Source organism: Nitratireductor sp., from assembly GCF_017794765.1.
In the GTDB taxonomy this organism is placed as follows: domain Bacteria; phylum Pseudomonadota; class Alphaproteobacteria; order Rhizobiales; family Rhizobiaceae; genus Nitratireductor.
Genome location: NZ_CP051236.1, coordinates 1,126,663 through 1,139,388 on the forward strand (window position 1 = coordinate 1,126,663; position 12,726 = coordinate 1,139,388).

9 protein-coding genes are annotated in these 12,726 nt (G+C 60.8%); 3 read left to right on the plus strand and 6 right to left on the minus strand.

Annotated features, from left to right (window positions below; genetic code table 11):
- Positions 1-187: 187 nt before the first annotated feature.
- Positions 188-655 (minus strand): MerR family transcriptional regulator, encoded by a 468-nt coding sequence (locus tag HF949_RS05455; RefSeq protein ID WP_292898822.1) that lies wholly within the window; start codon positions 653-655, stop codon positions 188-190.
- A gap of 437 nt (positions 656-1,092) precedes the next feature.
- On the opposite strand from HF949_RS05455, the gene HF949_RS05460 reads away from it, so the two are divergent.
- From HF949_RS05460 to HF949_RS05470, 3 genes are all read left to right on the plus strand, one after another.
- Positions 1,093-4,809: a peptidoglycan-binding protein gene (locus HF949_RS05460; protein ID WP_292898824.1), complete on the plus strand. Its 3,717-nt coding sequence runs from the start codon at positions 1,093-1,095 to the stop codon at positions 4,807-4,809.
- Between the two features lie 303 nt (positions 4,810-5,112).
- Complete coding sequence (locus tag HF949_RS05465) at positions 5,113-6,033, plus strand: sulfite exporter TauE/SafE family protein (protein WP_292898826.1); 921 nt, start codon at positions 5,113-5,115, stop codon at positions 6,031-6,033.
- Between the two features lie 3 nt (positions 6,034-6,036).
- The gene (locus tag HF949_RS05470; RefSeq protein ID WP_292898828.1) at positions 6,037-6,816 is read left to right on the plus strand and encodes a TIGR02186 family protein; all 780 of its coding nucleotides are present in this window, start codon (positions 6,037-6,039) and stop codon (positions 6,814-6,816) included.
- Here the strand turns inward: HF949_RS05470 and pdeM are convergent, their stop codons facing one another.
- From pdeM to HF949_RS05495, 5 genes are all read right to left on the minus strand, one after another.
- Complete coding sequence (gene pdeM / locus HF949_RS05475) at positions 6,817-7,524, minus strand: ligase-associated DNA damage response endonuclease PdeM (protein ID WP_292898830.1); 708 nt, start codon at positions 7,522-7,524, stop codon at positions 6,817-6,819.
- The gene (locus tag HF949_RS05480) at positions 7,521-10,052 is read right to left on the minus strand and encodes a ligase-associated DNA damage response DEXH box helicase (protein WP_292898832.1); all 2,532 of its coding nucleotides are present in this window, start codon (positions 10,050-10,052) and stop codon (positions 7,521-7,523) included. Before HF949_RS05480 ends, pdeM begins: the two co-directional genes overlap by 4 nt.
- A gap of 84 nt (positions 10,053-10,136) precedes the next feature.
- Positions 10,137-10,769, minus strand: coding sequence for a phosphonate metabolism protein/1,5-bisphosphokinase (PRPP-forming) PhnN (gene phnN, locus HF949_RS05485; RefSeq protein ID WP_292898834.1), 633 nt, complete (start codon positions 10,767-10,769; stop codon positions 10,137-10,139).
- The gene (locus HF949_RS05490; protein ID WP_292898836.1) at positions 10,766-11,905 is read right to left on the minus strand and encodes an alpha-D-ribose 1-methylphosphonate 5-triphosphate diphosphatase; all 1,140 of its coding nucleotides are present in this window, start codon (positions 11,903-11,905) and stop codon (positions 10,766-10,768) included. Before HF949_RS05490 ends, phnN begins: the two co-directional genes overlap by 4 nt.
- A gap of 2 nt (positions 11,906-11,907) precedes the next feature.
- A complete protein-coding gene (locus tag HF949_RS05495; RefSeq protein WP_292898838.1) occupies positions 11,908-12,615 on the minus strand; it encodes a DUF1045 domain-containing protein in 708 nt (235 codons plus the stop codon).
- Positions 12,616-12,726 lie beyond the last annotated feature (111 nt).

The window sequence follows — 12,726 nt, forward strand, 5'->3', positions numbered from 1 at the left end:
GCGTTCCAGGCGCTTTAGCAAATTTTGACGTTTGCGTAAACGTCAAAAACGACGCATGGCGTGATTCAGCCCCGCGCGGAGTTGTGTCGGCACGGTCTGTCCGGCAATGAACGTGGAGCGGAATGTGGAGCGGTGTCTGCCCGAGTGTGGAGGGCTTCGTCCCCGCAGCCTGGATGCCGTGATGGAATCAGCCGGCTGTACTGAGAGCCGAAGTGCTTTCCAGTCGTCCCGTCACGTCCGCGATCAGCTTCTTGAGCTCGGAAATCGCATCTTCGATGGAGCGCTGCTGCTTTTCGAGCCTCACCATCTGGCGTTCAGATTTTCTGAGCACGAGCTTCAGCTGTTCGACATTGCCTGCCCCGCGGTCCTTTGCGGGATCGTGCAGGTCCAGGACTTCCTTGATGTCGCTCAGCGAAAAGCCGATCTTTCGGCCAAGCAAAATTTGCTGCAGGCGGAGTTTGTCGTTGCGGGAGTAAAGGCGCGAGGTGCCGATTCGCTCCGGCGTCAGAAGGCCCTTGTCCTCGTAGAACCGCAAGGCGCGAAGAGTGACGCCGAACTCGCGCGCCATCTCGCCAATGCGGGTGTAGTCTTCGGACTGATTGGGAGAATCATTTCCCTCGGCTGTGTTTTCAACAGCCTTTGCAATGTTCGTCATGATCACTGTTCCGTATCGAATGAACACTCCGGTGAGGGCCCGGAATGGTGCCATACCTGTTGGTCAAGCTCCGCTGATGGCGGAGAATGCACCACGCAGACATGTTTTGAAGGCGGGCTTATGCGTTGCAGAATGCGGCATTACAAGGGCCGCAAGCCAAATTGTGAACGGCTTGCCAACAACCTTTTCGATGGATTTCCGCGCGTATGATTAATCGCCGGTAAGAAATATTAACTCCGTGTTTACCATGATCGGGGAATTGTGGGTTCGTCAGTAGACCGTGCCCGTTGGCTTTTGTCGCCTCGGGAATGGCAGCCTGACCGTGGGTATCTTTGCAGCGTTTGTCTTCTGCCGTCCCGGCGTTCCAAAGCTCAAGGGCCCGCGTGGCAAGAACTATCGATGGCCAACCGGCAACCGGTGGAGAGGCGGGCGTTCCGATGAACAACAAGCGTTCCTATCTGGAAAACATAAATGCCGGTCGTCGGCGGCGACCAGGGGCGAACGCGTCTCTTGATGAGATAAGCCGAACGCTGGAAGAAATGGAGCATCGCTTCGGGCATGCAACGGGCCGTTTCGACCATAACGCCGAAGAGAATGAGGTTGCCCGCCGTATCCAGGAACTTTCCGAAACCGTATCGCAGACCTATGCCCGACCGATGGAGAGGTCAGCGCCGCACAGACGCAAAGCGCCGCCGCATACGTCCTTCGAGCGCGCTGCACACGAGCTTGAACGCAGCCATAGGCAGGAACGTGAAATCGCTTCGATCGGAAGCATTGCAAATGAGCTCAAGACACTACGCGCGGATCTGCATGATGCGATGCGTTCCGGTCTGAACGACGAGTTCTCGGTTTTGCGCCGTGAGTTGGCTGGCATCATGGCTTCCGTGCCCAACGCCGCGTTGAGCCGGGAGCTCGTGGTCGAGTTCGAGCGCCTGTCCAATGCCATTGGTCAGCTTGCAGAACGCAGCGACGACAAGAACGTCAAGATGCTGCGTTTGGAAATGGAAGAGCTGAAATCGTCCATCTCCAAGCTTGCGCGTGAAGAGACACTGCGTGCGGTCGATCAGCGCTGGGATGCCCTCGATGATCGCTGGAGCGCGTTCGAGGACCGTGTTTCCAGTGACATTCGCAGGAGCGACCCGGCGATCGAAATGCTGCATCAGCGCATCGAAGAAATTGCCCATGCGGTAAACAATCTGCCCGAGTCCCTTTCGATCCAGTCTCTTGAGGACCGTGTGCGTACACTGGCCGGTGCGCTTGACCAGTTGCTTGAACGCAAGCAGCAAAGCAATCCCGAAATCTATGCCGCCCTTGACGAACGTCTGGACGAAATCAGCAGGGCAATCGCGGCTTCGGCCCCGAAAGCGCAGGCCGCAAGCTTTGATCCGCAGCCGTTTGAGCGCATTGAGGCCCGCATTTCCTCGCTTGCAAACCAGGTGTCGGAACTGCTCGCCGAGCGCGGAGGTGGCGAGGCAGTCGGGCAACTCAGCGACCAGCTCTATTCCTTGTCACAGCGCGTCGATGATATCGCCCGCCGTATCGACATGCCGGAACAGACCGTTGAACGCCTTGCCGGACAGATTGCCGGCATCGCCGAGAAGCTGGACAACGCACCGCAGCCTCAGATTGCGGAGCATATGCTGCGCGGCATCGAAGACCGCTTCGCGCATCTTTCCCAAATGATCGAACAGCGACAGGGCGATGTGGTCGAGCAGAGCCGAACGCTGGTCGACGAGCTGGAACGCCGTCTTCAGGAAATTTCCGCCCGGATCGATGAGCGCAGCCATCCTGTTCAGGATGAGGCGGGCATCATGGCGACGATCGATGCCCGGTTCAACGAACTGGTCGCGCGTCTCGATACGGGTGCCAGTGCTGGAAGGGCTGACAGTGACGCGCTCCGGGCACTGGAAGCTCGGCTCGATGACATCTCGGGGCGCCTGCAGGCATCCTCGGCAAACGCCTCCTCTGTCGATCCCGACGTGATCCGGGATCTCGAAGCGCAGGTCCGCAGTCTTTCCGAACATCTGTCGCGCCCGGGCGCCGATCTGCCGGAATTCGAGGACCTGGCCCCGCGTCTGGAGAACATCGAGCGTTCTATTCACGAGAACCGCGCCGCTGTCGTTGAAGCTGCACGTCACGCTGCCGAACAAGCGATCGGCGCTCTCGGAAGCACTCCGCAAGCCGAGGCTTTCGACCGCGAACTGCGGGCGGAACTGCGGGCTCTTGAGGAACTCACGCGCAAATCGGACGAACGCAACACCAAGACGTTTGAAGCCATCCACGACACGCTTCTCAAGATTGTCGATCGGATCGGCGCAGTAGAGGGGACCGCGAAAGCCGGAGGCCGTGGCGATGCGGCGAAAATTGCCGTTGCGGCCGCCCCGTCGATTTCGCCTGTTGAAGACGAACCCGCCTCTAAAGGGGTTGAGGACTATGAGCCCGCGCCCAACCGCTCACCCGCCGAAGCCGCCGCCGCCGCCGCGCGCGCAGCTTTGGATGAGGACGGTGAGAATGAGCAGGCAAAACCAGGTCGGACATCCCTTCTCGGAGGCCTGTCCCGTGCATGGGGTGCACGCGGCGATAAACAGAAAACCGAGATCGCGGAGGAAGAAGGCGGGGAGATCGATTTCGAAGTCGATGCAAGTCTCGACGCCGTGGAACTTGACGCTGAACGTATCAATCAGCCGCTGGAACCAGGCTCGGGGGCCCCGGACCTCAATGCGATCCTGCGCCGTGTGCGCGACGAAAAGAAAGCACCCGCACGCGCGGAGACAGACGACGCGGCGAAATCCGACTTCATCGCAGCGGCAAGAAGGGCGGCGCAGGCAGCCGCCGCTGAAGCGGAGATCCTCAAAAAGCGCAGGGGCGAGGCGACAGAGGAGCGCGGCGGCTTCGGTCTCGGCCGCCTTCTCAAACGCAGTAAGAAACCTCTCATGGTCATGCTCGGAGCAGGTATCGTGGTCGCCGGCGGCTACCAGATGAGCAAGGCTTATCTGTCGAGTTCGACCTCTATTCCGACGCCGGTCGCAAGCCACAGCCTGACGTCAGAAACGGCACCCGTGTTGGCCAAAGCCGAGGAACGGCCTGTTCGCATTCTCGATGAACAGCCGCTGGAAGAAGTGGCGTTTGATGACACCTCGGACGAGGCGGTGGACACGCTGGCCTCCATGCCGGAGATGGATGGGCCTGCCGAGGGAAAATTTGAAGAGCCACTTCCGGTCGCGGAAGCAGAGAACACCCCCGAGTTGCCGATTTCGGAAGTCGTTCAGCCGGTTTCGCTTGATGAGATCCCCATGGATGCCGGACCGGTGCCGCTCCGGGAAGCGGCTGCTGGGGGAGACCCGAAAGCGTATTTCGAAATTGCCAGCCGCTATGCGGAAGGGCGCGGAACGACTGCGGACATTTCAAAGGCTATCGAATGGTACACAAAGGCCGCTGAAGCCGGTTTTGCTCCGGCTCAGTACAGGCTCGGCGATCTTTATCAGAAAGGTACCGGCGTCGAGCGCGACGCAGCCAAGGCGAAAATGTGGTTCCAGCTTGCGGCACAGCAGGGCAATGCCGGCGCGATGCACAATCTGGGTGTCCTCTATGCCATGGGCGCCGACGGACCGGCCGACAATGCCTCCGCGGCTCGCTGGTTTCTGGAAGCGGCTGAACATGGCGTCAGGGATAGCCAGTTCAATCTTGGAATTCTCTCTGCCAAAGGCATGGGCGTGCCGCAGGATCTGACGGAAGCCTACAAATGGTTCGCCATCGTCGCCAATGGCGGGGATGCGGATGCCGCCGGCAAACGCGATGAAATCGCTGCTGCCCTTTCGCCAGACAAGCTGGAACAGGCAAAGAACAAGACGGCTCTGTGGAAGGCCAAATCAATCGATCCCGCCGTCAACATGGTGGATGTTCCAGAATCCTGGCGCGAGAGCCGCGAGCTGACGGCAAGCGTGGACATGAAGAAGGCGGTTACAAACATTCAGCTGATCCTGAATCAGCAGGGGTTTGATGCAGGCAAACCCGACGGGATCATGGGTGCGAAAACGAAAATGGCGATCAGCGCCTTTCAGAAGGCCAACGGCATGACGCCGACCGGAGAAGTGGATGAAGCGCTGGTGCGCGCCCTTCTGGAAAAGAACAAGGCGGCAGCGGTGGCCCAGTAAGAAGGCTGGGCGTTTCATAGACAGGCGGCTGCAAATCGCGTGTGGGTGAAATCGCCCGTAACGGCGAATGTCCGCCGCATCCTTCCGTTCGTGCGGGGTGCATCGTGGAAGGCTGCCTGTCCGCCCCGGTGTGTCAGAATGGCCGCACTTCACTTTCGCCGGGCAAGTCGTTCAAACTTTTCCCGATTTCGTGACAACTCGGTTTGACTTCGTGACCGCCAGAGCGCAGAACGGAAGCACGCATAATGCTTCCACATCTCGCCTGGCGTCGTCGCCGGGCAAACAATTATTCGGGTGCCGCGGGTGGGTATTTATCTCCCAATCGCCGAAATGTCCGTCAACGTGTTCGTGCTGCTGGCCATGGGCGGCGCGGTCGGCTTTCTCTCCGGCATGTTCGGCGTCGGTGGCGGATTTCTCATCACGCCGCTCCTGATCTTCTACAATATTCCCCCCGCCATTGCGGTTGCCACCGGCGCCAACCAGGTGATTGCATCGTCGTTCTCGGGTGCACTGGCGCATTTCAAACGCAAATCTCTTGACCTGAAGCTAGGCACCGTATTGCTGGCCGGCGGTATAGTTGGTGCATCTCTGGGTGTCTCCGTCTTTGCTTATTTAAGGCGTCTGGGGCAGCTCGATCTGATCGTCTCACTGCTCTACGTGGCATTTCTGGGCGTGGTCGGTGGGTTGATGCTGATGGAAAGCGTGCGCGCCATCAGGCGGTCCCGCGGTGGCCAGACGGTCACACTGCGCAAGCCTGGCCAGCACAACTGGATCCATCGCCTGCCGCTGAAGATGCGCTTTCGAGCCTCGAAGCTATTTGTCAGTGTCATCCCAGTTCTGGCGCTCGGAGCATTCATCGGTTTTCTGGCATCGATCATGGGTGTAGGCGGCGGCTTTATTATGGTTCCGGCGCTTATCTATCTCCTCAAAGTGCCGACGAATGTCGTGATCGGTACATCGCTGTTCCAGATCATCTTCGTGGCCGCTTTCACGACGATTATCCATTCGACGGCAAACCAGACCGTTGACGTGGTGCTCGCTTTTCTTCTCATGGTAGGTGGGGTTGCCGGCGCGCAATATGGCGCAAGGGTGGGGCAAAAGCTTCGCGGCGAGCAATTGCGTGCGCTTCTTGCACTGCTCGTTCTGGCGGTGGCGCTTCGTCTTGGGTTTGACCTCTTCGTTCGTCCCGAGAGCGTCTACTCGCTCTCACCGGCGGGAGGTTGAGCGATGCGGTTTGCCCTGTTCTTCGCCCTCATCCTGTTGACGTCCTACTCGGCGGTGCAGGCACAGGATCGTATTCCGGAGAATATCCAGATTGGTCTGTCTACAGATCAGGTTTCGATCACCTCCGATTTCAGCGGCGCCGAACTCACCATCTTTGGCGCACTCGACAATGCAGATCCGTTGATTGCCCGGCAGGGACGTTACGACGTGATCGTGGTTCTAGAAGGGCCGCCGCGCCCCGTGACGGTCCGCAAGAAAACCCGCGTCGCTGGCATGTGGATCAATACCGAATCGGTGATCTTCCGCGATGTCCCCGCCTCCTATTCCATGGCGCTCACGCGCGCGCCGCAGGATATCACGGCCCCTGATGGCTATCGGCAATTGGCGCTGGGTGCGGACAATCTTCATCTTCAGCCACTCGATGCGGATGGCGACCCGAAAACGATCGAGGAATTCACGCGTGCGCTGCGCGAACGCAAGGAGGCCGAAGGCCTTTACTCGACGCGGCCAGGGGCGGTGCGGTTTCTCTCACAAAGCCTTTTCAGAGCCTCGCTCAGGCTCGCCCCCAACGTCGCAGTCGGCACGCATAGAGCTCGTGCCTTTCTGTTTCGCAACGGCATGTTTCTACGTGAAACCTCGGCTCAACTCACCATTCGCAAGGCTGGGCTTGAGCAGCGCCTCTATCAGTTCGCGCATCAGAACAGCATGCTCTACGGCATTCTTTCCGTGCTGATCGCGATTGTGACAGGCTGGCTTGGGCGGCTGTTTTTCCGCAAGGACTGATTATCGCAACATGCTTCCGGCAATGGCGTAGATGCCCTGTCGGCCAAGCATGTAGGCTGTCAGCCTTTCACGCTCGAACAACCCGCTGAAAGCGCGGTCGAGTACATTGAGCGCGCCCGTCAGGCTGCCAAATGCCGGCATGATGAGCCGGCTTCCGTCACACGCGAAACAGGCCCGTCGCACGCCACGTCCGCGTCGCACGATGCGCGCCCCCGGATGCAGGTGCCCGGCGATTTCACCCGGGCCCGCAGTGCGGGCGGGTTCGTGTCGAAAGGTGAGGCCATCAATGGCGATTTCCCGTGCGCAGTGGCCGGGCAGGTCCGGAGGAGGTGCCGGATCATGATTGCCGGCAATCCAGTGCCAGTCGCGCTTGTCGATGATTCGGACAAGATGTTCGCGGAAAAGCGTGGGCATTTCGGCTGCACCCTCATCATCGTGAAAACTGTCGCCGAGGCTGATGACCATCTCGGGGTCGTAATCTGCCAAAACGCCTTCCAGCCGCTTCAGGGTTGCAGCGGTGTCATAGGGCGGCAGCATGCGGCCGCGCCGGGCGAAGGCCGCACCCTTTTCCAGATGCAGGTCGGAAACGACCATCAGGCCCATCGCCGGAAAGAACAGCACACCGCGCCAGTCGCACACGGCTTCGTGCCCGGCAATGCGCACGGTCAGCGCTGTGCTTGCATCGGTTGCGGGTGCCAGGCTGTTCATGCTTCGAGGGCCTCCTGCATCAATTCCTCGCCCGAAAGTCGCGAAGCTTCGCCAAGCAGCGCTTCGTTTGCGTCACCGGCCACCGCTTCCTTGCCGATTTCGAGCATGATGGGCACGGCGAGTGGCGAAATGCGTGTCAGCGCCTTATGCACGATTCGTCCGCGAATGCGCGACAGCATCTCGCCCAGCCTCCTGACATCAAGCAGCCCCTGCGCGGCGTCCGCCCATGTGGCCTGCATGAGAATGTGGTCGGGCTCATGGGCCCGCAAAACGTCGTAAATCAGGTCGGCGGAAACGGTCACCTGCCGGCCGGTCTTTTCCTGGCCGGGATGGCGTTTTTCCACGAGGCCGGAAATCAGCGCGCAATTGCGGAAGGTGCGTTTCAGAAGCCAGCTATCGGCAATCCATGCTTCGAGGTCATCGCCCAGCATGTCCTCGTCCATGAGCGCGGCCAGGCTGAGCTTGCTGCTTTTCAACATGGCGCTCATATCGTTGAGGCCCCATACGGCAATGGCATAGTCATTGGCGACGAAGCCCAGCGGGTGTGCGCCGGCGCGCTCGAGCCGGCGGGTGAGAAGCATGCCGAGCGTCTGGTGCGCGAGCCGTCCTTCAAACGGGTAGAGCACCATGTAGAATCGGTTGCCGCGTGGAAAGGTCTCCACAAGAAGGTCTTCGCGGCGCGGCAGGATGGATTTGTCGTGCTGGATGGAAAGCCACTCGGCCACCTGCGGCGGCAATGTCTTCCAGCGCTCCGGGTCGGCCAGCATGGCACGAACCTCCGAAGCCAGATAGGTGGAAAGCGGGAATTTTCCGCCCGCATAATAAGGCACCTTGGCGTCCTCGCCGCCGCCCGCCGAGACAAGACACTCATTCTCGCGAATGCCCTCGAAGCGCAGCACACGGCCTGAAAACAGGAAGGTGTCGCCCTGTGTCAGGGTTTCGAGGAAATACTCCTCTACCTTCCCAAGAACCGGTCCGCCGCGCGAGGCGCTGCCGCGCCCAGGCCGCACCATGCGGATATTCAGCATCGGCGATTCGACGATGGTGCCGACATTCAGACGGTATTGCTGTGCGATGCGCGGGTTGGCGATGCGCCAGAGCCCGTCCTTCGTCTTGCGGATGCGGGCATAGCGCTCATAGCTTTTCAGCGCGTAGCCGCCCGTCGCTACAAACTCGACAATACGGTCGAATGTCACCCGGTCCAGCCCGGCATAGGGGGCAGCACTCGCCACCTCGCCATAGAGCACATCCGCGTCGAACGGGGCTGCACAGGCCGAACCCAGCACATGCTGAGCCAGCACATCGAGTGCGCCTTCCACCAGTGGCGGTGTGTCCTGCGCGCCAAGATAGTTTGCCTCAAGCGCCGCGCGGCACTCCATCACCTCAAAGCGATTTGCCGGCACGAGAATGGCGCGGCTCGGCTCATCCATGCGGTGGTTGGAGCGGCCGATGCGTTGCGCCAGCCGGCTCGCTCCCTTCGGCGCGCCCACATGGACGACGAGATCCACATCGCCCCAGTCGATTCCCAGATCCAGCGTCGACGTGGCGACGATGGCCCGGAGGCTATTGGTCTCCATCGCTTTTTCCACCTTGCGCCGCTGGCCGACATCCAGCGAGCCGTGGTGCAGCGCAATCGGCAGATTGTCTTCATTGGCGCGCCACAATTCGCGAAACAGAAGCTCGGCCTGGCTTCGCGTATTGACAAAAAGCAGGGTGGTCCGACGCGCCTTGATCGCCTCATAGACCTTCGGGATGGCATAGAGCGCGGAGTGTCCGGCCCAGGGCACGCGCTCGTCCGTTTCCAGAATGGTAATGTGTGGTTTTGCGCCGCCGGACACGGTCACGATGTCGGCCATGGCGTCGGGCCTGTCCTGCGGCACCAGCCAGCGGCGCAGTGCTTCAGGCTCGGCAACGGTCGCAGAAAGACCAATGGTCTGCAGCTCCGGCCGCAGGCGGCGCAGCCGCGCAAGGCCGAGTGAGAGTAGATGTCCACGCTTGGAGATCACCAGCGAATGCAATTCGTCGAACACCACGAATTTGAGGTGCGAGAAGAAGCGCTCCGCATCGGGGGACGCGATAAGAAGGGCAAGCTGTTCGGGCGTGGTGAGCAGAATGTCGGGTGGCGCATGCTTCTGCCGCTGGCGCTTGTGGGTGGGCGTATCGCCGGTGCGTGTCTCCATGGTCACCGGCAACTCCATCTCGGCCACCGGCATGTTGAGATTGCGCTGAATGTCGACGGCGAGTGCCTTGAGCGGCGAAATGTAGAGCGTGTGCACCCCGCGTCGCGCTTCGCCGGGGCGAGGTTTTGGCCGGTCCGCGAGATCGGTGAGCGTTGGCAAAAAACCGGCGAGCGTCTTGCCGGCACCCGTCGGCGCTATCAGTAGCGCGGAGCGACCGGCCTGCGTGCGTGCCAGAAGCTCCAGCTGATGCGCACGCGGCTGCCACCCACGCGTGGCGAACCATTCGCTGAAGGGCGCTGGCAGGGTGGGCGCGGCAATGCCGTCAATGGGGTGCGTCCGGTGTTCCAAGATGCGTTAGAACTAAACCAGAACAGAGGGCGCGCCAAGAGGTGCTTTTGGCGTCTGCCCGCATCTCTGGAGCAGGGAAGGGGATCAGACGCTGTCGCTCACCGCGCTCCATGCGGCGGCACGACGCAGAATGTCCTGAAATTTTTCGCCCGCCTCCTCCAGCGAACCGGAGTTATCGATGATTGTTGCGTCTTCCACGGCGAGCTCCTTCGCGTGCGCCCGTTCAAGACGCGCCAGCACTTCCTCGCGGGTTTCGCGACCACGACGAGAAAGCCGCTCGGCAAGAACCTCGCGCGATGCCGTCACGATCACGGCAATCACATTGCCATAGCGTTCACGCAGCAGGGGGATCACCGCGCGTGAAACGTTGGCGACTGCCACATGGCCTTCACGCACGATTTCGTCGACGCTGGCGGGCAGCCCGTATTTCAGACCGTTCGCCTCCCAGCTCACCGCGAATGCACGCTCGCGCTCCGCTTCTTCGAACTCCACCCGAGTGAGGCAGTCATGCGCCTCGCCGGCTCCGTCCATCTCGCGCGTGATGACACGGCGGACAAAGGTCACATCGCTGTCCTGCGGACCGAGCCGCTGGCGGGCATAGTCCATCACCGAATCCTTGCCGGCGCCCGAAGGACCGGCCACTGCAATGAAAACGCCGTGCCGGATCGGGAAATCCTGCTCGTCGAGAATGCGCTCCAGCGTGGCCGATGACCTCATGCCACCCGCGCTCCTTCGCGCCAGACTGAGCGTACGATCGGCACATGCTCGTCTACCCGCACCCGGATCACGTCACCGCGGCGGCCCTGTTCAAGAATGCCGCGATCATCAAGGCCGACAGCTTCGGCCGGGTTCTTGGAAACCATGGCCACGGCCTGTGGAAGCGAAATGTGCTCCACCGTCTCGCCCAGTGCAAAGGCGGCCTGAACGAGGCTGAACGGGATATAGTCGGACGACAGAATGTCGAGCGTCTTGCCTTCCGCCAGACTGCGCGCGGAGACATTGCCGGAATGCGACCCGCCACGCACCACGTTGGGCGCGCCCATCAACACCTGCATGCCGGCCTCTCGGGAAGCCCTGGCAGCTTCCTGCGTGGTCGGGAACTCGGCGACACGTACGCCCTGCGTTGCAGCTTCGTTCACATGCTCCATCGTGGCGTCGTCATGACTTGCCAGAATGATGCCCTTTTCCCGACAGATGTCGGCAATGGCGTTGCGATGCCTGTTCGAATAGGTCTGCGACTGGGTGACGCGCTTTTCACAGAACTGGCGGAAATCCTCTTCCGTCATGCCGGTCTTGTTCATGTAGTAGACCTTGTAGGTCTCGATGCTGGTGAACTGGCGCTGGCCAGGGGAGTGGTCCATCAGCGACGCGAGCTTCACCCGGCTGTCATTCATGAATAGTTCGAACCCTTCCAGGCAATCGGGCGCGGAGACCTCGCATCGCAGATGCAGGAAGTGGTCGGCGCGTAACCGACCGGCTTCCACGCTGTTCTCGATCGCGTGGCCGAGCTCGCGCATTTCCGGCGCGCCAAGATTGCTGTCTTCATCAAGGCCGATCCGCAGCGCGTCGAACACGGTGGTGATGCCGGAAGCGGCAATCTGCGCGTCATGCGCCAGCACCGAGGCGATCGGGTTCCAGCGCACTTTCGGACGCGGCGCATAGTGACGCTCCAGATGATCCGTGTGCAATTCTACAAGGCCCGGCAGGACGTAATCGCCCTCCATATCTTCACCGCTAGAGGCATTGCCGGCGGCAATGTCGGTGATGCGCCCGTCGCGTATCGAAATGCTGCCTTCGATCACTTCATCCGGCAGCACGATGCGGGCGTTTTTCAGGACCAGTTCGTTCGTCATTATCAGGCGGTCTTTCTTGTCTTGTTCCAGCCAAGCGTCTGGAAGGATTTCACCTGGAACGGCGCACCCGGCTCCGACTCGATGAACAGAGCCAGCGAGCCGATTTCCAATGGTTCCGACAAAAGCGGCCCGAAGAAGGCATCGATGGCGCGTTCCATGCGCGGAGCCTCTTCCTGGGGCACGCGTCCGGTCAGGGTCATGTGGAAGCGAAATTCCTCGAACACATAGGGGTAGCCCCATTTGTGCAGATTCTTGAGCTGCGCCGGTGTGAGGTTTTCCGGATTACGCCGTTCAAGCTCCCCGGCGGTCAGCGGAGCGCGAAACGCTTCAAAGCTCTCCACGATACTGCCGGCCAACGCGTCCAGCCGTTCGGAGCGCTCTTCGGGAACAAGCGCGAAAAAGCCGTCCAGCCTGCGCACCACCGCGCGCGGGATCGTTACCGGCTCCATCTGTGCGCAGAACTTTGCCAGCGCCTGGATCAGCGCCTGCTCGCTCTGGCCCTCGGCTAGCCGGAACGGGGCCTTGAGCGTCGCATGAAATCCGTAGCGGCGTGCCGCAGCCGTGTGAAACGAGATCTCCGCCGCCGAAAAGGGCCCGGCATCCACCGGCGTGAGCGATGCGCCGGTAAAGGCATCGCGTCCCAACCAACGGGCGGCGGCCCGCGTTAGCGGGTCATCCTGTTCGGGTGTGAAGTAGATTGCGTAGCGCATGAGCTTTTCCTCGCCGATTGCGGTGCAATAGGCGATTTGTGTGACAGGTTAACGAATCCCTCGAAAGGACCACAGAAGCTATCAGCCAAATTCCGTCGCGTCATCATCCAC

Excerpts from the sequence above, each read along its gene's own strand:
- HF949_RS05470 (WP_292898828.1), top strand. The coding sequence starts at position 6,037 with ATGCGGTTTGCCCTGTTCTTCGCCCTCATCCTGTTGACGTCCTACTCG.
- pdeM (WP_292898830.1), bottom strand. The coding sequence starts at position 7,524 with ATGAACAGCCTGGCACCCGCAACCGATGCAAGCACAGCGCTGACCGTG.
- phnN (WP_292898834.1), bottom strand. The coding sequence starts at position 10,769 with ATGAGGTCATCGGCCACGCTGGAGCGCATTCTCGACGAGCAGGATTTC.
- HF949_RS05460 (WP_292898824.1), top strand. The coding sequence starts at position 1,093 with ATGAACAACAAGCGTTCCTATCTGGAAAACATAAATGCCGGTCGTCGG.
- HF949_RS05495 (WP_292898838.1), bottom strand. The coding sequence starts at position 12,615 with ATGCGCTACGCAATCTACTTCACACCCGAACAGGATGACCCGCTAACG.
- HF949_RS05490 (WP_292898836.1), bottom strand. The coding sequence starts at position 11,905 with ATGACGAACGAACTGGTCCTGAAAAACGCCCGCATCGTGCTGCCGGAT.
- HF949_RS05455 (WP_292898822.1), bottom strand. The coding sequence starts at position 655 with ATGACGAACATTGCAAAGGCTGTTGAAAACACAGCCGAGGGAAATGAT.